This window comes from Halarchaeum nitratireducens (genome assembly GCF_014647155.1).
Classification (GTDB): Archaea; Halobacteriota; Halobacteria; order Halobacteriales; family Halobacteriaceae; genus Halarchaeum; species Halarchaeum nitratireducens.
The window spans coordinates 420,724-443,506 of the sequence record NZ_BMOQ01000002.1 but is presented as its reverse complement, the minus strand read 5'-3'; the positions used below and the strand labels follow the sequence as shown (position 1 = coordinate 443,506).

At 67.9% G+C, this 22,783-nt stretch carries 25 protein-coding genes; 11 read left to right on the top strand and 14 right to left on the bottom strand.

The genetic code is table 11. The annotated features are described in order from the left end of the window. Positions 1–90 precede the first annotated feature (90 nt). From dpsA (IEX91_RS04480) to IEX91_RS04460, 5 genes are all read right to left on the bottom strand, one after another. Complete coding sequence (dpsA, locus tag IEX91_RS04480) at positions 91–651, bottom strand: DNA starvation/stationary phase protection protein DpsA (protein ID WP_188877345.1); 561 nt, start codon at positions 649–651, stop codon at positions 91–93. After that, the gene (gene dpsA / locus IEX91_RS04475; RefSeq protein ID WP_188877344.1) at positions 648–1,223 is read right to left on the bottom strand and encodes a DNA starvation/stationary phase protection protein DpsA; all 576 of its coding nucleotides are present in this window, start codon (positions 1,221–1,223) and stop codon (positions 648–650) included. Before dpsA (IEX91_RS04475) ends, dpsA (IEX91_RS04480) begins: the two co-directional genes overlap by 4 nt. Next, on the bottom strand, positions 1,223–1,768 hold the full coding sequence (gene dpsA, locus IEX91_RS04470) for a DNA starvation/stationary phase protection protein DpsA (protein WP_188877343.1): 546 nt from the start codon (positions 1,766–1,768) through the stop codon (positions 1,223–1,225). The genes dpsA (IEX91_RS04475) and dpsA (IEX91_RS04470) overlap by 1 nt, the downstream gene beginning before the upstream one ends. A gap of 126 nt (positions 1,769–1,894) precedes the next feature. Next, positions 1,895–2,539, bottom strand: coding sequence for an SDR family oxidoreductase (locus IEX91_RS04465; RefSeq protein ID WP_188877342.1), 645 nt, complete (start codon positions 2,537–2,539; stop codon positions 1,895–1,897). Positions 2,540–2,748: 209 nt separating this feature from the next. After that, the gene (locus IEX91_RS04460; RefSeq protein ID WP_188877340.1) at positions 2,749–4,086 is read right to left on the bottom strand and encodes an RNase J family beta-CASP ribonuclease; all 1,338 of its coding nucleotides are present in this window, start codon (positions 4,084–4,086) and stop codon (positions 2,749–2,751) included. A 281-nt stretch (positions 4,087–4,367) separates the two neighbouring features. On the opposite strand from IEX91_RS04460, the gene IEX91_RS04455 reads away from it, so the two are divergent. After that, positions 4,368–4,631 carry a hypothetical protein gene (locus IEX91_RS04455; protein WP_188877339.1) on the top strand — a complete coding sequence of 88 codons (264 nt, stop codon included), beginning with the start codon at positions 4,368–4,370 and terminating at the stop codon, positions 4,629–4,631. A gap of 8 nt (positions 4,632–4,639) precedes the next feature. Here IEX91_RS04455 and IEX91_RS04450 read toward each other — a convergent pair whose 3' ends face one another. Continuing rightward, positions 4,640–5,029, bottom strand: a complete 390-nt coding sequence (locus IEX91_RS04450) for a nuclear transport factor 2 family protein (RefSeq protein WP_188877338.1) — start codon at positions 5,027–5,029, stop codon at positions 4,640–4,642. A gap of 106 nt (positions 5,030–5,135) precedes the next feature. Here IEX91_RS04450 and IEX91_RS04445 point away from each other — a divergent pair, with 106 nt between their 5' ends. Beyond that, positions 5,136–9,455: an Eco57I restriction-modification methylase domain-containing protein gene (locus tag IEX91_RS04445; protein ID WP_188877337.1), complete on the top strand. Its 4,320-nt coding sequence runs from the start codon at positions 5,136–5,138 to the stop codon at positions 9,453–9,455. Between the two features lie 554 nt (positions 9,456–10,009). Here IEX91_RS04445 and IEX91_RS04440 read toward each other — a convergent pair. Further along, a complete protein-coding gene (locus IEX91_RS04440; protein WP_211086339.1) occupies positions 10,010–10,414 on the bottom strand; it encodes a nuclear transport factor 2 family protein in 405 nt (134 codons plus the stop codon). A gap of 107 nt (positions 10,415–10,521) precedes the next feature. Here IEX91_RS04440 and IEX91_RS04435 point away from each other — a divergent pair, with 107 nt between their 5' ends. Then, positions 10,522–10,992, top strand: coding sequence for an FKBP-type peptidyl-prolyl cis-trans isomerase (locus IEX91_RS04435; protein ID WP_188877334.1), 471 nt, complete (start codon positions 10,522–10,524; stop codon positions 10,990–10,992). A 31-nt stretch (positions 10,993–11,023) separates the two neighbouring features. On the opposite strand, the gene IEX91_RS04430 is transcribed toward IEX91_RS04435, so the two are convergent. Beyond that, on the bottom strand, positions 11,024–11,581 hold the full coding sequence (locus tag IEX91_RS04430) for a class I SAM-dependent methyltransferase (protein ID WP_188877333.1): 558 nt from the start codon (positions 11,579–11,581) through the stop codon (positions 11,024–11,026). 199 nt (positions 11,582–11,780) lie between these two features. Between IEX91_RS04430 and IEX91_RS04425 the strand changes: the two genes are divergently transcribed. The 3 genes from IEX91_RS04425 to IEX91_RS04415 all read left to right on the top strand — a co-directional run bounded on the left by IEX91_RS04425 (position 11,781) and on the right by IEX91_RS04415 (position 14,681). Then, positions 11,781–11,978, top strand: coding sequence for a heavy-metal-associated domain-containing protein (locus tag IEX91_RS04425; RefSeq protein WP_188877332.1), 198 nt, complete (start codon positions 11,781–11,783; stop codon positions 11,976–11,978). A 111-nt stretch (positions 11,979–12,089) separates the two neighbouring features. Further along, positions 12,090–13,520: a permease gene (locus IEX91_RS04420; protein WP_188877330.1), complete on the top strand. Its 1,431-nt coding sequence runs from the start codon at positions 12,090–12,092 to the stop codon at positions 13,518–13,520. A 108-nt stretch (positions 13,521–13,628) separates the two neighbouring features. Continuing rightward, positions 13,629–14,681 (top strand): VOC family protein, encoded by a 1,053-nt coding sequence (locus IEX91_RS04415; RefSeq protein WP_188877329.1) that lies wholly within the window; start codon positions 13,629–13,631, stop codon positions 14,679–14,681. 33 nt (positions 14,682–14,714) lie between these two features. Here the strand turns inward: IEX91_RS04415 and IEX91_RS04410 are convergent, their stop codons facing one another. After that, on the bottom strand, positions 14,715–15,323 hold the full coding sequence (locus tag IEX91_RS04410; protein WP_188877328.1) for an AsnC family transcriptional regulator: 609 nt from the start codon (positions 15,321–15,323) through the stop codon (positions 14,715–14,717). Positions 15,324–15,474: 151 nt separating this feature from the next. Here IEX91_RS04410 and IEX91_RS04405 point away from each other — a divergent pair, with 151 nt between their 5' ends. Next, positions 15,475–15,909: a universal stress protein gene (locus tag IEX91_RS04405; RefSeq protein WP_188877327.1), complete on the top strand. Its 435-nt coding sequence runs from the start codon at positions 15,475–15,477 to the stop codon at positions 15,907–15,909. Positions 15,910–15,964: 55 nt separating this feature from the next. Then, a complete protein-coding gene (gene nikR / locus IEX91_RS04400) occupies positions 15,965–16,381 on the top strand; it encodes a nickel-responsive transcriptional regulator NikR (protein ID WP_188877326.1) in 417 nt (138 codons plus the stop codon). 155 nt (positions 16,382–16,536) lie between these two features. On the opposite strand, the gene IEX91_RS04395 is transcribed toward nikR, so the two are convergent. After that, positions 16,537–17,184, bottom strand: coding sequence for a hypothetical protein (locus IEX91_RS04395; RefSeq protein WP_188877325.1), 648 nt, complete (start codon positions 17,182–17,184; stop codon positions 16,537–16,539). Positions 17,185–17,365: 181 nt separating this feature from the next. On the opposite strand from IEX91_RS04395, the gene IEX91_RS04390 reads away from it, so the two are divergent. Beyond that, positions 17,366–18,382, top strand: coding sequence for a zinc-dependent alcohol dehydrogenase family protein (locus IEX91_RS04390; protein WP_188877323.1), 1,017 nt, complete (start codon positions 17,366–17,368; stop codon positions 18,380–18,382). Positions 18,383–18,387: 5 nt separating this feature from the next. Here the strand turns inward: IEX91_RS04390 and IEX91_RS04385 are convergent, their stop codons facing one another. After that, positions 18,388–18,936, bottom strand: a complete 549-nt coding sequence (locus tag IEX91_RS04385) for a GNAT family N-acetyltransferase (RefSeq protein ID WP_188877322.1) — start codon at positions 18,934–18,936, stop codon at positions 18,388–18,390. Positions 18,937–19,065: 129 nt separating this feature from the next. On the opposite strand from IEX91_RS04385, the gene IEX91_RS04380 reads away from it, so the two are divergent. Beyond that, positions 19,066–19,581 (top strand): hypothetical protein, encoded by a 516-nt coding sequence (locus IEX91_RS04380; RefSeq protein WP_188877321.1) that lies wholly within the window; start codon positions 19,066–19,068, stop codon positions 19,579–19,581. Beyond that, entirely contained in the window at positions 19,578–20,105 is a 528-nt protein-coding gene (locus IEX91_RS04375) for a hypothetical protein (RefSeq protein ID WP_188877320.1), read from the top strand. The genes IEX91_RS04380 and IEX91_RS04375 overlap by 4 nt, the downstream gene beginning before the upstream one ends. A gap of 43 nt (positions 20,106–20,148) precedes the next feature. Here IEX91_RS04375 and speB read toward each other — a convergent pair whose 3' ends face one another. From speB to IEX91_RS04360, 3 genes are read right to left on the bottom strand one after another with little or no spacing between them, the layout of a single operon-like run. After that, entirely contained in the window at positions 20,149–21,066 is a 918-nt protein-coding gene (gene speB / locus IEX91_RS04370) for an agmatinase (RefSeq protein ID WP_229772785.1), read from the bottom strand. A 1-nt stretch (position 21,067) separates the two neighbouring features. Continuing rightward, positions 21,068–21,787 carry a cysteine hydrolase family protein gene (locus IEX91_RS04365; protein ID WP_188877319.1) on the bottom strand — a complete coding sequence of 240 codons (720 nt, stop codon included), beginning with the start codon at positions 21,785–21,787 and terminating at the stop codon, positions 21,068–21,070. After that, positions 21,784–22,764: an agmatinase family protein gene (locus IEX91_RS04360; RefSeq protein ID WP_188877318.1), complete on the bottom strand. Its 981-nt coding sequence runs from the start codon at positions 22,762–22,764 to the stop codon at positions 21,784–21,786. The genes IEX91_RS04365 and IEX91_RS04360 overlap by 4 nt, the downstream gene beginning before the upstream one ends. Positions 22,765–22,783 lie beyond the last annotated feature (19 nt).

Below are 22,783 nucleotides of genomic sequence, written 5' to 3'. Positions count from 1 at the left end.
CGCGGGGCACAATATCGGTGCGGTAAAGCCCCGTCCTCAAGCAGTGACCGAGGGCCGCAAGGCCCGAGGGAGCGAGTAGGGCGGGGTAGTTTACTCGTCGGTGCGGACGAGGGTGTCGTCCGCGAGGAACTTCTCCACGTCGTGCGCGTCCGTCTCGATCGTGCGGAGGTGCCCGCGGAGGATCTCGACGGTGGTCTCGTCGCCGAGCTCGTGGGCGAGGGCGACGTGGTCGCGGAGCTGCGCGACGAGAGTCGCGTACGCCTCCAGGTCGTGTTCGAGGGACGGACGGAGCGCGTAGACGTCCGCGCCCTCGATGGTCATCGGGGCGTGCTGGCGGATCCCCATCGGGCCGTTGACCGGGACGCCGCCGAGGGCGTGGACGCGAATGGCGATCTCGTCCGTCGCCTCGGAGAGGCGATCCGCGGCGTCCTCCAGGAACTCGACGACGGGACGGACCTCCCGACCTTCGAGAGTCCAGTAGTGCTTGCGCAGCTGATTGAAGAGGATGTAGAGGCCGGAGAGATCGGCGTTGAGCGCCTCGACGACGCGCGCGGCGGCCTCCCGATTGAGGCGGAGTTCGTTGTCGACGACGGTGTCCCACTCCTGGCGGAGCGCGTCGTCGCCGGGGTTGCGGAGGTGCGGCGCGCTCATCGGGATCCCTCCGTGACGAGCGCGTCGTCCGCGAGGAAGTCCTCGATGTCGCTCGCGTCGTCTTCGAGGACTTCGAGGCGATCCTGCAGGAGTTCGACCGTGGCCTCGTCGCCCAGTTCCTTCGCGAGGCCGACGTGCTCGCGCATGCTGGCGACGAGCGTCGCGTAGGCCTCCAAGTCGCCCTCGAGGGAGGCTCGAAGGTCGAAGTGGTGTTCGGCCTCCAAGTGGACCGGCGCGTACTCCTGGAGGTTCGGGGGCGTGCTCGCCGGAACGCCGCCGAGCATCGTGATTCGCTCGGCGAGGTCGTCGTTCAGGTCGCGGGCGCGTTCGTACTGCTCCTTGAGCACGTCCGCGACGTCCTCGTGTTCGGCCCCTTCCGCGGTCCAGTAGTGCTTTCGCAGTACGTAGAAGAGGTTGAACGCGCCGGCGTGGTCGGCGTTGAGCGCCTCGACCATCCGTGCGGCGTCGTCCCGATCGAGCCGGACGGCGTTCTCCGTGATCGTCCCCCACTGTTGGCGGACGGACGCGCCGTCGAGCTCGCGAACCAGACGCCCGGTCCGTGGTTCAGCCATTAGTTGGTCGCGCTTTCGAGGACGAGGGTGTCGTCTTCGAGGTAGTGATCGACCTCGTGCGCCGCGTCTTCGAGGTCTTCGAGGACGTCGCGCAGGAGCTCGCTCGTCGCGTAGTCGCCGAGGTCCTCCGCGAGCCCGACGTGGTCGCGGACCGACTCGATGACGTCGCCGTACATCTCGCGGTCGTTCTCGAGCGACGTGCGGATGTCGTAGACGTCCTCGCCCTCGAAGTCGACGGGCGCGTGCTCTTCGAGAGCCGCGGGACCGCTCACGGGGACGCCGCCGAGCGCCTGCGCGCGCTCCGCGATGTCGTCCGCGGCGTCCTCGGCCTCCTCGGCGCGCTCGCCGAGGAACTCGTGGAGGTCGTTGAACTCGGCACCCTCGACGTTCCAGTGGTGCTTGCGGAGCTGGTGGTAGAGGACGTACGACGCCGCGAGGTCGCGGTTCAGCGCCTCGATGATCTGTTCGGCCTTCCCTCGATCGAGTCGCAGCGCGTTCTCCTCGACGGTACCCGCTTCACGACGGATCGTCTTCTGGGTGTTCATCGTATTACCTACTATGCGCCCTCCCCACTTAAGGCTTTCCGCCAACGGGAACAATTCTTGTCCCATCAAAAAATTAGGGTTACCTAAAACAAAACCATCGCCGCCGATCGGTAGCCACGCCGCACCTCACGCGTCGAGCGGCGATCGAAGCGCCCGCTCGATCGGCGTCTCACCCGAAAGCAGTTCGAAGGTCAGATCGTGGGTGCTCGCCATCGGCAGGGACGCGACGAGCGTCGCGGCGACGTCCTCGCGGGGGATCGTCGCGTCCGACCGATCGAGATCGGCGCCGGTCCGGATCCGTCCCGTGCCCGGCTCGTCCGTCAACGCCCCGGGTCGCACGATCGTGAACGTCAGCGCGCTCTCCCGGAGGTACGCGTCCGCGTCAGCCTTCGCGCGCAGGTACTCCCGGAGTTCCTCGGGGCTCTCCGCGGGCGCGTCGGCGTTCATCGCGCTCAGCATGACGAAGCGCTCGACGCCCGCGTCCTCGCAGGCGTCCACGCAGTTCTCCGCACCGTCCCGGTCGACGCCCCACACGTCCGCGCCGCTCGATCCCGCGGCGAAGATCACGGCATCGACGCCGGCGAACGCGTCGTCGAGCGAGGTACGATCCGTCACGTCGCCGCGCACCGGCGTCGCGCCGAGCGCCGCGACGTCGTCCTCGTACGCGTCCGTTCGCACCATCCCGTACGCCGTGTGGTCGTCGTGTTCCGCGAGCAGACGGGTGACGTGCTGACCGACCGCGCCGTGCGCACCCGCGACGAGTACGTCCATACGGACCCGTGGGTGCGCGCCGCCCAAGAGCGCTGTGCCCGGCGAGGCGCCGAGCGCGCGGGCGGCATCCGGCCGCGGCTAGCCGGCCGAAAAGAACGGAGAACGGGAGAGTCACGCACACGCGCGGAGCCGAGCGTCAGCGAATCCGCGTTTACTCGCGCCTCACGACGTTCAGCGCTCGTGTGTTCGTCCGACGCAGAGGCGTCGGACTACTCGGTCAGCTGGACGACGTTACCGTTGCGCGAGATGTGAAGGTCCTCGCCCGTCGTGTACCCCTGGGACTCCGCCAGATCGACGTACGGCGCGACGCCGGAGAGCGACTGGTGGGCGGGGATGATGTTGTCCGGGCGGACGGCCTCCAGCATCTGGTAGTGGCCCTCCTCGCGGAGGTGACCGGAGACGTGGACCTCGTCGTAGATGCGCGCGCCCTGCATCTTCAGGAGCTTCTCGGCCGCGTAGCGCTGCCCCTCGTTGGTGGGCTCGGGGATGACGCGGGCGGAGAAGACGACCTTGTCCCCCTCGTCGAACTGGAACGGCGTCTCGTCGCGCGCCATCCGGGTGAGCATCGCGCGCGGTTCGCCCTGGTGGCCGGTGACGACCGGGAGGAAGTTACCCTTCCCCTCGTTCATGATACGCTTGAATGCGCGTTCGCGCGAGCGGCGATGCCCGTAGATCTCGAGGTCGTCCGGGATCGGATAGCCGAGATCGCGCGCCGTGTTCGTGTACTTCTCCATCGAGCGCCCGAGGAGGATGGGCTTCCGGCCGATCTCCTTCGCGAACTCGACGAGGCTGTAGACGCGCTCGACGTGGCTGGAGAACGTCGTCGCGACGATCCCGCCCGTGTAGTCCTCGAAGCTCGTGAGGGTGTCGCGGAGGTGTTCGCGTGCGAGCGACTCGCTCGGCGTGCGGCCCTTCCGACCGGCGTTCGTGCAGTCCTCGATGTAGCAGAGGACGCCCTCGTCGCCGAGTTCCTCGAAGCGCTCCATGTCGAAGGGGTCCTCGAGGACCGGGTTGTGGTCGATGCGCTTGTCGAGACCGTAGACGATCGCGCCCTCCGGCGTGTGGAGGACGGGGCTGACCGCGCCGACGATCGAGTGCGTCACGTGGACGAACTCCATGTCGACCTCGTCGCCGATCTCCATCGTCTCGCCGGCCTCCATCTTCACGAGGTCGTTGTCGACGTCGAACTTCGACTCGTCGTCGATCTCCTGACGGACGAGTTCGATGGTGAACGGGGAGCCGACGACGGGCGCGTCGTAGCGGTGGGCCAGCTTCCCGATGGCGCCGATGTGATCGAGGTGGCCGTGCGTCGGCACGATGGCCTTCACGTCGCCCTCGAGTTCGGACATGACGCGATCGTCCGGGATGGCGCCCATGTCGATCAGGTCGAGGCTGTGCATCTGCTCCGTGCGGACGTCGTCGTGGATGAGGACCTGCGAGAGGTTGAGCCCCATGTCGAAGACGACGATGTCGTCGTCCACACGGACGGCCGTCATGTTGCGGCCGACTTCCTCGTAGCCGCCGATTGTCGCAATTTCGATTTCCATATGTATAGCCGATCAATGCGTTCCTGCGACGACGCCCGCAACCGTCGACGACGCAGCGCCCACCCGACCCGTACGGTCGAGCATGGCGGTGCGTCCCGGACGAACGCGTCGTCGCGGACCGCACGTCTTTCGGATACGTGAACTGTGGGGTCCGGGGCTTAAGAGCTTCCGGGTTCCCACCGCCGCGGGGGACGGAGTCGAGCGTCTCGATACGTCTATCGAGGCCGCAATAGCCCTCGGTATCGGGTTTCTTGGACGCGCCGCCCGTCCGATTCGACCGTATGTCACGCGCACTCCTCTTGCGGTGTCCGGTCTGTGACGCGACGCACGCGTTCCGCGGCGACCGAGACGACCACGAGAAGGCGGAACTGCTCGACGCGACTGCCGATCACCTCCGTAACCACTCGCTCGGCGAGAGCGCCCGCGCGATCAGGAAGCACGAGGCCGTCGCCGACGCCGAGGAGCGCATCCTCGCCGACGACGAAGTCACCCGGCTCCCGACCGACGGCTGGGCGGAGACCGCCGAGGCCGCTGTCGTCGACTAAAGCGCGCCTCAGTGCTCGATGCCGCCCACGACCTCGGTGTGCGCGATCAGCCACTCGCCGTCGACGCGGCGGTACTCGTCGCGGTACGCCGCCTGTTCCGTCCCGGTCTCGCCGTCCACCGCGTAGTGGAGCGTGAGGTACCACCGGCCGGTCGCGGCGTCGCCCTCGACGTCGATGACGGGGTTCGTGAGGACGTGGGCGGTCTCGTCGAAGGCCTCCTCGATGCCCGCGGCGAACTCGCGGAGTTCCCCGCGCCCCTCGAAGCGCTCGCCCTCAGGGGTGTCGAAGCGGGCGTCCGCCGTGAAGCAGTCGACCACGGCGTCGTACTCCCGGTCGTCGATGCGGTACGCGTACTGCCGTTTGACGCGCTCGATGGCTCGGATGTCAGATGGGGACACACCCCAGGTTCGTTCGGCGAGCCACATAATACGCGGGTGCGGTGTGCTTAAGTCGCCGTAGGGAGTCGGATCGTCCCAACCGCTGACAGTCGGCGCGCGCCACACGATGCACTCGACACCCACCTACCGAACGAACCGGGACCTCTTCTCGAACCACTATCTCGACGACCACCTCCGCGGGACCGAACCGTGGACGTCGGTGGACGACGACGACGTGCGAGCCGCCTACGAGTCGATCCGCGAGCGCTGGCTGGCGAAGCGTGATCGCGTCGCCGACTACAACGAAGCGCAGCTCGAACGGAACTTCATCCGGCCGATCTTCGACGACCTCGGGATCCCCTTCGAGATCGAGGAGACCGTCCGGCGGACCGCGCGCCGTCCCGACTACGGCTTCTTCCCGAGCGCCGACGCGGCCGACGCGGCGTTCGACCGCGAGGACTTCTACGAGGAGGCCGTCGCCGTCGCCGACGCGAAACGCTGGGGGCGCAAGCTCGACACGCGCGGCGAGGCCAAACGCGACTTCGAGAACCCGAGCTACCAGATCCACGCCTACTTACAGGAGACCCCGGCCGAGTGGGCCGTCCTCACGAACGGCCGACAGTGGCGGCTCTACTACGGGCCGACGAGCCACCGCCTCGACTCCTACTACGAGATCGACCTCCCGGCGCTCCTCGACGCGATGGAGTCGGGCGACGCCGGGCTGGCCGCGTTCAAGGAGTTCTACTGCTTCTTCCGCCACGAGGCCTTCCTCCCGGACGCCTCGGGCGACTGCTTCCTCGACGACGTCCACGACGAGTCGAGCGTCTTCGCGGAGGCCATCGGCGAGGACCTCCAGAACAACATCTACGAGGCGATCCGCGTGCTCGCCGAGGGCTTCCTCGACCGCCACGACGACCTCTCCGAGGACGACCTCGATCTCGTCCACGACGCCTCGCTCATCTACCTCTATCGCCTCATCTTCGTCCTCTACGCCGAGAGCGAGGGCCGCGACCTCCTCCCGACGGACAACGACATCTACGCGGAGAGCTACGCGCTCAACGACCTGAAACGCGAGGTCGCGTCGAAGCGCGACGAGACGCGCCAACACTACCAGCCGTGGCAGACGACGCTCTGGGACACGCTCGCCGAACTCTTCGAGCTCATCGACCAAGGGAGCGAAGCGAAGGACATCGACCCCGATACGCTCTCCGTCCCCGCGTACAACGGCGGGCTGTTCCGCACCGATCCCGACCCGGACGACAGCGCGGAGGCGCGCTTCCTCGCCGCCCACGAGGTCGGCGACCGGCACCTCGCCGAAGTCCTCGACCTCCTCACGCGCCGCGAGCGCGAGGACGGGGAGGAGAGCGCGAGCGGGAACCGGGCGGACGCGGACGGCCGGGTGTTCGTCGACTACTCCTCGCTCGACGAGCGCCACCTCGGGTCGATCTACGAGGGTCTCCTCGAATACCGCCTCGACGTCGCGGACGAGGCGCTCACGCTCGACGACGGCGAGTACGTCCCCGCCGACGAGGGCGACGCCGTCGCGGTCGAGACCGGCGAGGTCTACCTCCGCACGGACGCCGGCGAGCGCAAGGCCACCGGGTCGTACTACACGCCCGAGTACGTCGTCGAGTACATCGTCGACGAGACGCTCGGCCCGCTCGTCGACGACATCCGCGAGGACCTCCTCGCCCAGGACCCCTTCGAGCAGGCCGGCGGCGGCCAGTTCGCCGCGGAGTTCGCCGAGCGCGTCTTCGAGTTGAAGGTCCTCGACCCCGCGATGGGCTCCGGGCACTTCCTCGTGAACGCCGTCGACTACCTCGCGCGCGAGATCATCGACGCCCAAGAACGCCAGGACCAGCAGGCCGCCGCGGCCGGCGACGACGCGCGGATCAGCGACCCCACCACCGAGGAGGGCGAACTCCGCGACATCAACTGGGCGCGCCGGAAGGTCGCCCAGCAATGCCTCTACGGCGTCGACCTCAACCCCCTCGCCACCGAGCTCGCCAAGGTCTCCCTCTGGCTTCGCACCCTCGCCGCCGAGCAACCCCTCGCCTTCCTCGATCACCACCTCAAAACCGGAAACTCCCTCGTCGGGAGCGACATCGAGGCCGTGCTCGGCGACGCCGACGACGCCGACGAGGGCGGGCAACTCACCCTCCAGCAGTCCTTCGACCACACGCGCCAGCGCGCCCTGGAGCACGTCATGGAGCGCTTCACCGACCTGCTCAGCATCGACAACGAGACCCTCGCGGACATCAAGGAGATGGAGGCCGTCTACGAGGACGTCCGCGACGACGACCTCTACCAGCGCCTGCTGGCGATGGCGAACGTCCACACGGCGTCGGAGTTCGGCCTCGACGTCCCCGACGACGCCGAAGAACGCATGGCCGAAGCCTTGCGTGACGACTCGTGGGCCGACGTCGAGGACCAGGATTGGTTCACGAGCGCGCAAGCCATGGCCGAGGACGAAGCCTTCTTCCACTGGGAACTGGAGTTCCCCGTCGCCTTCTACGGCGACGACGGCGAACGGCTGGCGAACGCGGGGTTCGATGCCGTGATCGGGAATCCGCCGTACGTGAAGATACAAAATCTCCGACAGAGTCACTCAGAGCTAGCCGATTATCTGGTGAATAGTCCGGAGTACACAACAACGGAGGCACGGTTCGATATTTATGCGCCGTTCGTTGAGCGCGGATACTCATTAGCGTCAAAAGGACGTTTGACGTACATACTCCCGAATAAATTCTTCAAATCCGACGGCGGAAAGGGTCTCAGAGAATACCTACTCGATAAGCAAGCCATCTCCGAGATCGTTGACTTCGGTGATTTTCAGGTATTCGATGGAGCGATCACGTACACCTGTATAATGTCGTTATCGGAGCGGCAAGATCAGTTCCAGTATATCGAGGCGTATGATGGTGTTGACAGCCCAGAAGAGGTGGGGTCGTTGCCGAGCGTTGAAGTCGAGTTAGAAGATTTAGACGACAATCCGTGGACATTGGTGGGGCCGAGGGAGAAGCCAATTCTTTCGCAGATGGAGACAGTCGGGAACCGACTGGAGACGTACACCGAATACATCTCCGAAGGGGTCGTTTCTGGCGATAACGACGTGCTGTTCGTGGAGGTAGTGGAAGAACGGGGGAATGAAACTCGAATCAAGTCAAGCGTGAACGGGAACGAGTATCCGATAGAGAGTGATCTCGTGCATCCACTGATAGCCGGAGATGAGATATATAGGTATTCGCCGCTAAAGACAGACTTGGCAGTGATATATCCGTATAGTATCGACTCGGGATCCACTGAGCTGATTAGCGAGGATATTATTAAATCTAAATACCCAAAAACGTACGAGTATCTGGGTTCGTTTAGAGAGCGGCTGGGCGACAGGGGAAGCAAGACTATGGAGTATCCTTCATGGCACGCGCTGTGGCGTCCGCGTGAGAAATCCCTCTGGGAGAGCCCGAAACTCCTCGTACCGGACATCTGTGAGCGGAGTGAATTCACCATCGATGACGAAGGGGGAGTGTATATACCAAATTCTGGGTACGGGCTTGTTCCGAAGGAAAATACGAAAGGGATGAGAGCATATCTCCTCGGAATCCTAAACAGCACCCCAGCGTGGTTTTATATCTATCATAATTCGCCGGTTCTTGAAGGAGATTTCCGGCATACACTCGCATCGTATCTCTCCGCTATCCCAATCCCACCAGTAGAGAAGTCATTCGGTGAGATGCTATGTGATCCCGGGGAGGTGCAAGCGATGCCCTACGAAGCGATTCGGGAACAAAACCCCGATCAAGAAGCGATTTCCTACTTGGTGCGACGGATCCTTTCACACAAATCTGACCGCGCATCCCTCAATCTCTCCCTCCTCGACTACCTCGGGAACTACGCCGAGGGCCCGAAACTGCCCGACGTCGGGCTCTATCAGCCGACGGGCGCGACCGTGTTGGACGCGACGACGGAGGCGTACGAGAAACTGCGCGTCGGCGAGGTGCGGACGGTCCGCGACGGCCGTCGCGTGACGGTGGAGGCGACGGCGCGCTACAAGCCGGAGGACGAGGACGCACACGAGACGGACCGCTGGGGCTACACGGAGACGGACTACCACGAGGCGTTCGCGCTCGCGGACCTCGACGAGACGGAAGCGACGCTGATCGAGGCGTTCGTCCCCGTCGCCGTCGCGGAGGCGGACGGGTTCGCGGGCTTTCGGGACAACGCGACGAAGACGAACTCGCTCGTGGACCGCCTGAAAGCGATCACGCTCCCCGATCCCGACGACGTCGCGGCGGACCTCGAACGCTACGCGGAGACGAGGGAGCGCGCCGCGGAGCTCGACGAGAAGATCGAGGAGACGGATCGGCTGATCGACGAGATCGTCTACGACCTCTACGACCTCACCAAGGAGGAGATCGAGATCATGGAAGAAGCGGTCGGCGAGTAGAGCGGGAACGTCGAGCGCGAAGTGCTCGGAATTTTTCACCCTCGCGGGACCTGCGGCCCCGCTAGTCGCGCACTCGCGTTGCTCGCGCGGACCGTGTTTTTGCGGTGAGCGGTCGCCGGAGGCGACTCGAACCCGAAAAAGATGGTCGACGGTCGTGGAAGAGGCGGTGGGGGAATAGGTCGTCACGTCGTCGACGGAGCGGAGCGACCGACACACCCCGCAACGAGTGACTGACGGGATCGGAGGGGGACGTACTACCGACCGGACACACCCCACAACGAGTGACTCCGGAATCGTCGCACGAAGGGGGGAGCCAATCGCGGTAGTCGTCGAAGTCACTCGGTGTCCGGTGTGTCCCGTCGTTGAGAGGCGAAAAGGCGTGAGTGGAGACACAGCTCATAACGAGTGACTGACGGGGTCGAAGGGAGTGATGCACTGCCGCCAGACACACCCCACAACGAGTGACCAGGTAGGTCGGACACGACTCGGACTATCGTTCTTTCACTCGGTGTCGGGTGTGTGGGCGCGACACCGTCGTCGCCTGAAATCCCGATTCAGCGCGGCAGTCGGACGCCGTAGGTGAGGTCGACGTCGGCGATTCGCCACGTGTCGTCGACGCGCTCGAAGGCGTCCTCGTAGGTGGCCTGCTGGACGGCGGTCTCGCCGTCGGCGGTCTCCTGGTAGAGCGCGAGGTACCAGCGGCCCGTAGCCGTGTCGCCCTCGACGTCGACGACGCCGTTCGTCAGGGTGTGGGCGGTCTCGACGTACGCGTCGTCGAAGACCTCGGTGGCGAACGTCCGGAGTTCCTCGTGGCCCTCGAAGGCCGTTCCGTCGTCGCCACAGAAGCGGCCGTCGTCGGTGAAGAGGGCGACCCACGCGTCGTAGTCACCGTCGTCGATGCGGTACGCGTACCGGTGTTTGAGTCGCTCGATGGCGGCGACGTCGTCATCGTGGTTCACATCGGCGACTGGGACGGCCGCGGGCATAAGGACTGGCGTCGCGGCGCACGGTGCCCGCGGCGCGCCTCGATACCATCGCTTTTCCGCGTGGGGGCACTCTCCCGAGTGTGAGTATCACCGACGGCAACACGGTCACGTTCGAGTACACTGGACGACTGGACGACGGCACGGTCTTCGACACCTCGCGCGAGGACGTCGCGGCCGAGGAGGGACTGGCGGACGCCCAACCGGAGCGCGACTACGACCCGCTGACGGTCGAAGTCGGGGCCGGCGCGGTCATCGAGGGCATGGAGGACGGCCTGCGCGGCCTTTCGGCGGGCGACGCGGAGACGTTCGAGATCCCGCCGGAGGAGGCGTACGGCGAGTGGAGCGAGGAGGCGGTACAGGAGTTCGAGACGGACGAGCTGCGCGGGATGCTGGGCGAGACGCCCGAGGAGGGCGCGTACCTGCAGGCGCAGAACGGCCAGCAGGGCGAGGTCGTGCACGTCGACGAGGAGACGGTCCGCGTGGACTTCAACCCGGAGCTGGCGGGCGAGACGCTGACGTTCGAGGTCGAAGTCGTCGACGTCGAGGACTGACGGGACCGAGTAGCCCGGCGGAACGGAGGAGCTACCGGATCGCGGTGACGGCGAGGGTCTCGACGCGCTCGTCCGCGCGTTCGACGTCGAAGCCGGCGTCGGCGAGCATCGTCGCGGCCGCGTCGGCATCGTAACGCTCGCTCAGCGGCGGGCCGGTCTCCCCCGCGCCGGCGGCGCTCCAGTCGACGACAACGAGGCGAGCCCCGGGTCGGCAGACCCGCGCGAGCTCGGCGACGCTCGCCTCGTCCGCGAACTCGTGGAACGTCATGGTGCCGTACGCGCCGTCGAGGGCGTCGTCGGCGAACGGCAGATCACCGACGGCAGCGGCGACGAGGTCGACGTTCGAGGCGACTCCCTTCTCGCGGTAGTAGTCATGCATCTCGGGTTGGACGTCGACCGCGTGCAGCGTCCCGACGAAGGGGGCGACGTCGTCCGCGTAGAACCCCGTCCCGCTTCCGAGGTCGGCGACGGCGGCTCCGGGATCGGGAGCGAGCGACCCGAGAAGCTCCTCGCGCGAACAGTAGCGGTAGCGGTCGGCCGCGTCCTCGAGGGCCGCGGCCTTCTCGGTGTCGAACGTGTGAAAGCCCATGACTTGCCTTCGCGCGCCAGCGTCAAAGTCGGCGGGGGCGCCCAGCCACGGCCGCGTGCATCGGCATCGTCGATCGTCGGACGGCACAGACGACATCGCGGCGCACCGATCGAGTTGGGAATCCGAAGCCGAACGCCGATCGGAGTTCGCTTCCGAAGGCGCAAACGGCGTAAGTGGGGCCACCCTACGAGTATCCGTCATGACGAAGACCTACACCGTCACGGGAATGTCGTGTGACCACTGCGAGCAGAGCGTCGAGGACGCGGTGGGCGAGCTCGACGGGGTCGAAGACGCCGAGGCCGACAACGAGGCGGACACGCTCGTCGTCGAGGGCGAGCCGGACGACGACGCAGTCGTCGCCGCCGTCGACGAGGCCGGCTACGAGGCCTCGGCGTAACGCCGGCCGCGAGTCGACCGCCACCGGTCCGCAGAACGCCCCGTCGCGCCGGCCGTCGTCGCGCGTCGACGGGAGAACCGACCGCCGATCCGCCCAGCACGAACGTCACCGATGGACACGCGCGACTACCTGATACTCGCCGGAATGGCCGTACTGGTCGTCGTCGTCGGCGCGATAGCGACGACGAAGCCGCTCGACGCCTTCCTCCTCGACGGGGCGATCGAGGCCGCGAGCACGACCGCCGCGATGGTGTGGATCACGTGGTGGGCGCTCGTCTTCGGCTTCGCCATCGCGGGCGGCGTCGAGGCGTGGGTGGACTCGGACGACATCGCCGACCACCTCGCGGGCGACGGCCCGCGCGAACTCGCGCTCGGGACGTTCTTCGGCTTCGTCTCCTCCTCGTGTAGCTACTCCGCGATCGCCACCGCGAAGAACCTCTACAAGAAGGGCGCGAGCGCCGGCGCGAGCCTCGGCGCGTTCATGTTCGCCTCGACGAACCTCGTCATCGAGATCGGCTTCGTCATCTGGCTGCTGCTCGGCTGGCAGTTCGTCCTCGCGGACTTCCTCGGCGGCCTCGTCCTCATCGTCCTCCTCGCGCTCGCCTTCCGCTACCTCGTCCCCGACGACCTCCTCGAACGCGCCCGCGAGCACGCGACGGACGACGACGACACCGTCAGCTGTCCGAACTGCGGGATGGACGTCGACCCCGACGAGACGGAGTACACCCGCGAGGTCGAGGGGACGACCTACTACTTCTGCTCGCGCTCGTGCGTGGAGTCGTGGGACCCCGAGGCCGCGAACACGACGATCCGGGAGCGCGCGACGTCGCTCGCGGGCTGGCGCGACCTCGCCGACAAGCAGTGGAAGGAGTGGGGGATGCTCTACGACGAGATCGCGCTCGGCTTCGTCTTCGCCGGGATCCTCGCCGGCTTCGTCCCCCAGTCCGTCTGGACGGCGCTCTTCGGCGCCGAGGTCCTCGGCTCGCCCGCGATCACCGTCGTCTCGATGGCGCTCCTCGGTGCGGTCGTCGGCGTCGTCACCTTCGTCTGCTCCGTCGGCAACGTCCCCTTCGGCGCGTTGCTCTACACGAAGGGGCTCCCCTTCGGCGGCGTCCTCTCCTACATCTACGCGGATCTCGTCATCCCGCCGATCGTGGAGGCGTACCGGGAGTACTACGGCGGGACGTTCGCGGCCGTCCTCTCAGCCCTCATCTTCGTCGCCGCGGTCGTCACCGGCGCCCTGCTCCACGGCGTCTTCGTCGCGCTCCACGGCCTCACCGGGATCGTCTTCGTCCCCGATCCGGCGACGGTGACCGTGACGGAGTTGCACATCGAGCTCAACTACAAGGCGGCGCTGAACGCGATCGCCGTCGTCGTCTTCGCCGTCCTCTACTGGCTCCACCGGACGGGCGACGGCGCGACGGACGGCGGCGGGGGCGGCGGCCACGGCCACGATCACGGTCACGACGAGGAACACGCTCACGATCACCACGAGGGGGAACACGCGTACGGCCGCGAAGGCGGGGACGTCGCGGTCGACTGAGCGCGCGGCGGGTGCCGGGGTCGCGCCGACACGCGAATCGACCCCGGATCGGGGCGGTGACGTCGGGGTTAGCGCGCTTTGAAGGCGCTCGCGCTCCTTCGAGTACCTATGGCAGACCCGAACCCGACGCCGGGCATCCACCACGTGACCTGCGTGGCGAGCGACCCGCAACAGAACCTCGACTTCTGGGTGGAGACGCTCGGCCTCCGCCTCGTGAAGCGCTCGATCAATCAGGACGACCCGGGCACCTACCACTTCTTCTTCGCGGACGCGGAGGGGACGCCCGGGACGAGCATGACGTTCTTCCCGTGGGGCGATATGCGACGGGGGAAAGTCGGATCCGGGCAGGTCGCCCGGACCGCCTTCCGCGTCCCCGCGGGGAGTCTCGACTACTGGGAGGCGCGCTTCGACGACTACGGCGTCGACTACGACGACCGGGTGGAGCGCTTCGGCGAAACCGTCCTCCCCTTCCGCGACCCGGACGGCCTCCCGGTCGAGCTCGTCGCGGTCGAGATCCCCGACGACGATCCGACCGTCCCGTGGGAGGCGTTCGTCCCCGCCGAGCACGCGATCCGGGGGTTCCACTCCGTGACGCTCTGGCTCACCGATCCGGACCGGACGATGGACCTCCTCGAAACGATGGGGCTCGAACGGGCCGGCACCGAGCAGTCCCCGAGCGACACCCCCGGCGACGAGCGCACGCGCTTCGCGGCCGCCGGCGCGGTCGGCACGTACGTGGACGTCCTCCCGACCGTGGCCGCGAGCCGGCAGGGCCACGGCACCGTCCACCACGTCGCCTTCCAGACGCCGACGGACGACGACCAGGACGAGATGCGCACCGCCGTCCGCTCGATGGGGCTCCGTCCCACCCAGCAGATCGATCGCCACTGGTTCCGCTCCGTCTACTTCCGGGAGTTCGACGGCGTCCTCTTCGAGCTCGCCACGTCCGACCCGGGCTACGCGAGCGACGAACCCCTCGACGACCTCGGCGGCCGCCTCGTCCTCCCCGGGAGATTCGAGGACCGACGCGAGGAGATCGAAACGAACCTCCCGGAGGTGACGATCCCGACGCCGGAAGACGCGCCGGGAGACGCATCGAGCGATGGCGACGAGGACGGCGACGATCGAAACGCCGACGTCGAGGCCGACGCGGACGACTAGCGGGACGACCCGGAAGATGGAGAAAGGGGAGGGCTACGGTTCTCCCGATCCGTCGATCCCGTCCGCGAGCTCCTCGTACCGCTCGACGAAGCGCGCCTCGCAGGTCGGACAGCAGAACCGATAGCGTTCGCCGCCGAGGCGCGCGCTCGTCCCCTCGTCCGTGACGGTGTTCCCGCACTCCGCGCAGGCGACGGCGAGATCCGCGTCCGCGAGGTCGTTCGTCCAGTCGCTGGCCGCGAGAACGGAGACGTCGTAGTCGGCGACGACGGCCGTGTCGAGCGCGTCCGCCAGCCACGACTCGACGTCCGCGTTCGGGAGGCTGACGTGCGCGACGACGCGCGCGTCCGCGCTCCGATAGACGTGTTGGGTGCCCTCGGCCTCGCGCAGGCCCGCATAGACGTCCGTGGCGTGACCGGGGTCGACGGCGACGTCGACGAGGAACGCCACGCGGTCCGCGAACGTCGAACGGTCGACGTCGACGGTGAAACGAGTGATGACGCCCGCCTCCCGGAGCCGCGAGACGCGATCCGAAACGGCGGGCCCGGAGAGGCCGACCTCGTCCGCGATCTCGCTGTACGGTCGACGCGCGTCCGCGTGGAGGAGTCGGAGGATCTCCCGGTCAGTCTCGTCCAGATCGTGCACGCCCCGACTAGCGCCCGCGGAGGCAAGGCGATTTCGGGGTGCCCCGGGGCGCGGCGGGACCGGCGCGTCGGGAGCGCGCCGCGAGCCCAACCTACTTCATCGGGGACGGCGAAGGGACGCCCGTGCGACGAAGCGCTACGGGTGAGCTGGTGTGACGTACGAGAACGTGCTCGTGCCGACGGACGGGAGCGGCGGCGTGCAGGATTCGGTGACGCAGGCGCTCGACATCGCGGAACGCGCCGGCGCGACGGTCCACGCGCTCTACGTCGTCGATGGGAGCCTCCGGAAGCGCCTCGGTGACGCCGCGTTCCCGGACGACGACCTCCGCGTCACGGGCGAGAACGCCGTCGCGTCGATCGAGGGGGCGGCCCACCGCGCCGGCCTCGGCGCCGAATCGGAGATCACCGAGGGCGACCCCGCGGACGAGATCCTCTCCTACGTCGCCGACAACGCGATCGACCTCGTCGTGATGGGGACGCACGGCCGCGAGGGCGCCGCGCGCGCCGTTCTCGGCAGTACGACCGAGCGCGTCCTCCGCCGCGCCGACGTCCCCGTCCTCGTCGTCCGCGCGACCGACCACGAGTAGGGGCACGCGGCGACGAGGCGGACCGCTTAACCGGACCAGTACCGAACGACCGGTCATGAGCGACGGCCTCGAACGAATGAGCGTCACCGTCCCGTCCGACCTCCGCGACACCCTCGACGACGTGGTGGAGACGGGGGACTACGCGAGCCGCTCGGAGGCGACGCGCGACGCGCTCCGGGCGTTCGTCACCGAATTCAATCGGCAGACCGGGCTCGCCGGGGCGCTCAGCGGCACCGTCGTCGTCCTCTACGATCACGACCACAGCGGCGTCGCCGCGGCCATGACCGACCTCCAGCACGACTTCGCGGACACCATCATCGCCGTCCACCACGTCCACCTCAGCGACCACCTCTGCCTCGAATCCATCGCCGTCGAGGGCGACGGCGAGCGCATCGAGGCCCTCCTCGACAGCCTCCGTCCCCTCGAAGGCGTTCACCACGTCAAACTCACCGTCGTGGACGCCGAGGGCTGAGCCACGCTCGTCCGGAGTCGATGGCGATCGTGATAGTGTGGCTCCGTCGAAGCCGTAAAGAAGCGTCCGACAGACGCCGAGAGCGCACCATCGCCCGGTTCACGCACACCGTCGGTCGGTCGCGCTGACCGAGGGATGACCGATCGGCGTCGTGCTCAGAGACCGAAGTGCGCGTCTCGCTCAACGACGGTGTATCCCTGCGCCGCGAGCGCGTCGTCGCGGTACCGGTTCGCGACGAGCTGTTGGGGGATGCGTCGTAGGCCGAAGCGGCGATTCGAGGTATATTCAACCTCGATGACGGTACGGTCGTTCGTCTCACCGATCGTCGAGGTGTACGTGGCCCAGGGCTGAGCGTTTACCGTGACCTCTGATTCGACCAGACAGTCGCCGTTTGGTGCGGCGTCCGTTCGCGTGCGGACGCTCACCGCGACGGAGCGCAGTCCGAAAAGGTACGAGACGGTGTAGATAGCGACGCCGTCGTCCGTGGTTACCTCGTCGGCCGCGCCCCACTGAAGTGCGAGCACGGGCGGGATCGGGCCGGTAAACTCATCGACGACCGCGTCACGCTCCGCGTCCGTTCGGAGTCGAAACGTCCCCCTCGATTGAAGGACTGGAGAGCGTGCGGTGACGAGCAGGACGGCCGCGACGACGACCGCTGGTAGCAGTGAGGTCGCGAGGTACGTCCCGAGGAACAGCGACACCGCGAGCACGACGACGAGCGCGCTAACGGGGCGTTCTCGCCTGAGATAGCGCGTCACGACGTCGAGCGCTTCCGGTGGCCGCTCGATATCGTCGGAGGGCATCATGGAGACCACCCGTCGTCGGATCATTAGCTCTGTTGAAACGCGCTCGGAGTCTCCGGGTACGACGCGCCCGGGCGTGAAAGGACGAACGTCTCTCCGAGAGCGGTTTCGGGGGGTCACCAGAGCCGGTGGTTTCCGACACCTCCCGGAGCTACAAGCCCCGTCCGGTCCATCGTCCCGTATGCGCGCGTACGAACTGCGAGAGCACGACCCCGAGTTCCAGGGACTGGAGATCGTCGAGCGCGAACGCCCCGAACCCGGCCCCGACGAGGTGCTAGTGGAGATCGAGGCGGCCTCGCTCAACTACCGCGACCTCGCCATCGCGGCGACGGAGTTCGGCTATCCGGGCGAGGAGTATCCGATGATACCGCTCTGCGACGGCGCGGGCGACGTCGTCGAGGTCGGCGAAGACGTCGAACGCCTCGAAGTCGGCGATCCGGTCGTCGCGCCGTTCTTCCCCGACTGGGTGGACGGCCCGGCGACGCCGGAGAAGACGCACACGGCGACAGGCGGGAACCGACCGGGGACGCTCGCGGAGTACGCGGTCTTCCCGGCGGACGCGACGCCGCGGATGCCGGCGTCGCTGGACTACGAGGAAGCCTGCACGCTCACGTGCGCGGGGTTGACGGCGTGGACGGCGCTCGAAGAGCACGGCGACCTGACGGCGGGCGAGAGCGTCCTCTGTCTCGGGACCGGCGGGGTCTCGACGTTCGCCCTGCAGTTCGCGGACGCGACGGGCGCGACCCCGATCGTCACGTCCTCCAGCGACGCGAAACTCGAACTCGCGGAGACCCGCGGGGCCGAGGCGACGATCAACTACGAGGAGACCCCGGAGTGGGACGAAGCGGTCCTGGAGGCGACGGACGGCGTCGGCGTCGATCACGTCGTCGAGGTCGGCGGGGCGGGCACGCTCGAACGCTCGCTCCGAGCGGTGCGGTACAACGGCGAGGTGCACCTCATCGGCGTGCTCTCGGACCCGAACTCGGAGATCGCGCCGCGCGCGATCCTGGAGAACGCGAGCAGCGTGCGCGGCGTGAGCGTCGGGAGTCGGGCGGCGTTCGACCGGATGGCGCGCGCGATCGACGCGAACGGGATCGAGCCGGTCGTCGATCGGATGTTCGACTTCGAGGACGCGACCGCGGCGTACCGCTACGTCTGGAACGGCGAGCACACCGGGAAGGTCGTCATCGAGGTCTGATCCGATCAGGCGAGGTCGCGCTCCATCTCGAATTCGAGGGCGCGCTCCTCCGTGATCTCGAAGTCGTAGTGCTGGTAGAGCGATACCGCGGGGCCGTTGGATTTCTCGACGTGGAGCCAGACCGTCTCGACGCCGCGCTCGCGGCCGTATTCGAAGAGCGCCTCCATCGTGTGCGTCCCGACGCGGGCGCCCTGATAGTCGGGCTGGACGAAGATGGCGAGTTCGTGCGCGTCGCCGTCCGGGACGAGGACGGCGTGGGCGACGGGGTCGCCGTCGTGCTCGACGAGGACGTGTTGGGCGCCGAGGTCGCCGAGGCGTTCGATCCATGACCGGACGGCGTCGAGCCCCATCGGCGGGAGCCCCTGCGCGCGGTCCTCGAACCCGAACGTCCCGTACATCCCGGCGAGGGCGTCCGCGTCGCCGTCCGGGAGGACACCGCGATGTCCGGTGATGTCGAGCTGTCGCCCCGCGCGATCGGTGACGGCGGCGACGTGGACGCCACCGTTAGTTGACGAAGTGGTACCGATTTCGGATTCAGAGGGGCTTTTCGACATCTTGTTCTCGAATCTGTGTACGTACGCATCATACAAATAGGTTTTTGTGCCCATATTTTCACTAGATATGTTGTCTGCGTGGATAGGGAATCGCCCACCTACAAGCGAATCGCGGACGACAGCGACCGTATGTCGGTCCTGGATCTCCTGATCGGCGCGAGTGTCGGCCAACGCGTCGTCGTCGTCGGAACGCTCGTCCTCTACGGCTATCTGGCCGTACGTCGGCCGTCGACGGCGCGCGCGGCGGCGGAACGCGGGGCGAAGACGCTGGGCATGCTCACGACGCTCGTCCTCGCCGCGCTCCTGTTGGCGAGCGCCATCGGCCGACTCCTCCCGCGAGACGCCGTCGCCGGACTGATCGGCGGTGCCGCGGGCGTGCCGGGCGTCGTGCTCGCCGGCCTCGTCGGGGGCGCCCTCCCCGGCGGTCCCTACGCCGTCTACCCCATCATCGCCGAGGTCGCGGACAACGGCGCGGGACTGGCGGCCGTCCTCGCGCTGCTCGTCGGCTACGGCGGGATCGGGCTCTTGCGCGTCCCGTACGGCCTCGTCTTCTTCGAGGAGCGGATCGTCGCCGCACGCGTCGCCATCGGCGTCGTCGTGACGGTCGCGTTCGCCGCCGTCATCGCGGTGGTGATCGGTGCGTGAGTCGTCTCGACGTGCTCGTCGGCGACTCGTGGGGACAGCGCGTCGTCGTCCTCGGCACGCTCATCCTCTACGGTTATCTGGCCGTCACTGACCCGGGCGTCGCCCGGGCCGGCCTCGCGGGCGGGCTCTCGACGATCACGAGCCTCGCCACGACCATCGTCGCCGCGTTCTTCCTCGCGAGCGCCATCGGGGAGCTCCTCCCGGAAGAGAGGCTCGCCGAGTTCCTCGGCGCGTCCGCGAGCGCCCACGAGGTCGTTGCCGCCGGTCTCGTCGCCGGCCTCGTCCCCGGCGGACCGTACGCCGTCTACCCCATCATCGACCGGATGCGCGATCGGGGCGCGGACACGCCCGCCGTCCTCACGATGCTCACCGGCTACAGCCTCATCAGCGTCGGGCGCGTGCCGTACGGCCTCGTCTTCTTCGGCCCGCACGTCGTCGGCCTCCGACTGCTGATCGCGGGGACCGCGACGGTCGCCGTCGGGACCGGGCTGTTCGGCGTCGGCGCGCTCCGCCGCGGTACGTGAGGCGCGGCAACGCGAGTTCTCCCTCTCTCCCCGTCCCGAGGAGTCAGGCGATCGACCCGCCCTCGCGCGCCGCGCACAGCGCCTCGAAGAGGACGTTCGCGGCGAGCACCGCCGTCACGTCGCCGTGATCGTACGGCGGCGCGACCTCGACGACGTCGACGCCGACGAGGTCGCGCGTGAGCGACAGGAGCTCGCGCGCGCTCATTCCGCCCGGCATCGGCGTCCCCGTTCCGGGAGCGAACGCCGGATCGACGACGTCGACGTCGATCGTGGCGAACGTCGGGCCGTCGACGTGCGCAGCGATGGCGTCGCCGATCGACGCGACGTCGTGGGCCGCGAACTCGTCCATCGTAAAGTAGTCGATCCCGGCGTCCGCGAATCGCTCGACGTCCGCGGCGCCGTAGAGGCCGCCGCGGTCGCCGATCCGGATGGACGTCTCGGGGTCGATCAGCCCCTCCTCGATCGCGTGGTGGACGGTCGTGCCGTGGTTGTACGGCTTCCCGAAGTACTCCATCCAGAGGTCGGCGTGGGCGTCGAACTGCACCAGCGAGACCGGACCGTGCTCGGCGGCGACGGCGCGCAGGACGGGAAGCGTCGTGGAGTGATCACCGCCCGCGAGAACCGGAAAGACGCCGCGGGCGAGCACGGACGCGACGCGCGACTCGACCGCCTCGAAGGTCGCCTCGGTGTAGCCGGGGACGACCGGCGCGTCGTCGTGGTCGACGATCGAGAGGTCGCCGAGCGATGTGTCCGTGGCGGGGTTGTACGGTTTGAGGAGGGTCGACGCCGCGCGGATCGCGCGCGGACCGAATCGCGCGCCGGAGCGGTACGTCGTCGCGTCGTCGTACGGGACCCCGAGGAAGGCGACGTCGGCGTCAGTCCCGTCCAAGTCGGGGCGGTGCGGCGAGCGCATGAACGTCGCGACGCCGGCGAAACGCGGCGTTTGGAGCGGGTCGCGCACCCTACTTGCTCACGTCCGTCGATACCGCGCCGACGTCGTCCGTGACGCGGCCCGTCTCTGTGACGCGCCGAACGACCGGGTTCCCGTCGTAGTCGGCCAACGCGCCCGTCACGTCGTCGAGCCCGCGGACCCCGCGGGGCTGGAGGTAGCGCATACAGCGGAGGCCGATCTCGTGGAGCTCCGCCGTCGGGGCGGCGACGCACTCCTCGACGGCGCGAAAGGCGTACTCGCGCTCGTGAGCGCCGTGGGCAGTGTAGTGGACGCAGACGTTCGTCATGGTTCCCGCGAGGAGGACCGTATCGACGTCGTACGTCGCCAGCAGGTGTTCGAGCTCCGTCCGGTGGAAGCAGTTGTATCGGCGCTTCTCGACGACGTACTCCGCGGGCGGGAGGTCGTCGCCGTCGGCATCGACGTCGAGGTCGGGGTGCAACCGCTCGGCGGCCGACCCGCGGAGAGTGTGTGGCGGCTCGCAGGACTCGAGTTCCGCGCCGTAGTCCGCGAAGTCGGGGCGGTGGAGCTCCTTGAACCAGATCACGGGCACGTCGGCGTCGCGGGCGGCCGCGACGAGCTCGTTCGTGTGCTCGATGATCGCGTCGTAGCCGCCCGCGACGGAGCCGGCGTCGGAGACCATCGCCTCGTCGGTCTCGGGGTCTCCCTGCTGGAGGTCGATGACGAGGAGCGCCGGCGTGTCGCCGATCGGGGAGCCGTCCGTCGGGATCACAGGAATCGACTCTCCAGGAAGCGGACGACGGCGTTCGCGCCGAGCATCGGCGTCATCTCGTTCGCGTCGAGGCCCGGGGCGACCTCCATCAGGTCCATCGCGCCGATCGCGTCGCAGTCGCCGAGGAGGTCCATCGCGCGGAAGAGGTCGGCGGCGGAGATCCCGCCGAACTCCGGCGTGCCCGTCCCGGGGGCGAAGGCGGGGTCGGTGACGTCGATGTCGACCGTGAGGTAGACGTGATCGACGCCGTCGCTCGCGTGCTCGATCGCGTCGGCGACGCAGGCATCGATCCCCCGCTCGCGGACGTCGGCGGCGGTGTCGAGGTGGACGTCGCCGTCCGAGACGAGATCGGCGAACGCGGGGCGTTCGTACCCGCGGAGGCCGATCATCGCGTGGTTCTCGTAGCCGCCGTGCTCGGAGTCGTCGATGCGCGCCATCGGCGACCCGTGCCAGTGCTCGCCGTAGAGGTCGCTGTCGTCCGTCGTGTCGCTGTGCGCGTCGAGGTGGACGAGTCCGACGTCGGCGTCGACGGCGTCGGCGTACCCGCAGAACGCCGGGTACGTGCAGTAGTGATCGCCACCGAGGACGACGGGGAAGGCCCGCTCCGCGACCGTCTCGACGTACCCCTCGATCTGCGAGCGGGTGCGATCGACGTCGTTGGGGACGACGGGAACGTCGCCGCAGTCGCGGATCTCGATCTCGCCGTAGTCGACGGTGCGCTCGGTATCGACGTTGTACGCGCCGTCGGGCGCGCCGACGAAGTACTCGTACCACGCGCTCGCTTCGCGGAGCGCCTTCGGCCCGTACCGCGTTCCGGGACGCCGCGAGACGGCGCCGTCGTAGGGCGCGCCGACGACGGCGATGTCCGCGTCGACCGTTTCGGGATCGGCCGACGGCGCCTTCAGAAAGGTCGATGCGCCGGCGAAGCTGAGTTCGGGAAGCGATTCGTACGCTGCGTCGGTGGGTTCGTGACTCATGTGTGTCGATGGTGGGTGG

Coding starts and splice junctions, on each gene's coding strand:
- IEX91_RS04380 (WP_188877321.1), top strand. CDS start 19,066: ATGTCGGTCCTGGATCTCCTGATCGGCGCGAGTGTCGGCCAACGCGTC.
- IEX91_RS04415 (WP_188877329.1), top strand. CDS start 13,629: ATGGCAGACCCGAACCCGACGCCGGGCATCCACCACGTGACCTGCGTG.
- IEX91_RS04360 (WP_188877318.1), bottom strand. CDS start 22,764: ATGAGTCACGAACCCACCGACGCAGCGTACGAATCGCTTCCCGAACTC.
- IEX91_RS04395 (WP_188877325.1), bottom strand. CDS start 17,184: ATGCCCTCCGACGATATCGAGCGGCCACCGGAAGCGCTCGACGTCGTG.
- IEX91_RS04420 (WP_188877330.1), top strand. CDS start 12,090: ATGGACACGCGCGACTACCTGATACTCGCCGGAATGGCCGTACTGGTC.
- IEX91_RS04445 (WP_188877337.1), top strand. CDS start 5,136: ATGCACTCGACACCCACCTACCGAACGAACCGGGACCTCTTCTCGAAC.
- dpsA (WP_188877343.1), bottom strand. CDS start 1,768: ATGAACACCCAGAAGACGATCCGTCGTGAAGCGGGTACCGTCGAGGAG.
- IEX91_RS04390 (WP_188877323.1), top strand. CDS start 17,366: ATGCGCGCGTACGAACTGCGAGAGCACGACCCCGAGTTCCAGGGACTG.
- nikR (WP_188877326.1), top strand. CDS start 15,965: ATGAGCGACGGCCTCGAACGAATGAGCGTCACCGTCCCGTCCGACCTC.
- IEX91_RS04465 (WP_188877342.1), bottom strand. CDS start 2,539: ATGGACGTACTCGTCGCGGGTGCGCACGGCGCGGTCGGTCAGCACGTC.
- dpsA (WP_188877344.1), bottom strand. CDS start 1,223: ATGGCTGAACCACGGACCGGGCGTCTGGTTCGCGAGCTCGACGGCGCG.
- IEX91_RS04455 (WP_188877339.1), top strand. CDS start 4,368: ATGTCACGCGCACTCCTCTTGCGGTGTCCGGTCTGTGACGCGACGCAC.
- IEX91_RS04460 (WP_188877340.1), bottom strand. CDS start 4,086: ATGGAAATCGAAATTGCGACAATCGGCGGCTACGAGGAAGTCGGCCGC.
- IEX91_RS04385 (WP_188877322.1), bottom strand. CDS start 18,936: ATGTCGAAAAGCCCCTCTGAATCCGAAATCGGTACCACTTCGTCAACT.
- IEX91_RS04425 (WP_188877332.1), top strand. CDS start 11,781: ATGACGAAGACCTACACCGTCACGGGAATGTCGTGTGACCACTGCGAG.
- dpsA (WP_188877345.1), bottom strand. CDS start 651: ATGAGCGCGCCGCACCTCCGCAACCCCGGCGACGACGCGCTCCGCCAG.
- IEX91_RS04430 (WP_188877333.1), bottom strand. CDS start 11,581: ATGGGCTTTCACACGTTCGACACCGAGAAGGCCGCGGCCCTCGAGGAC.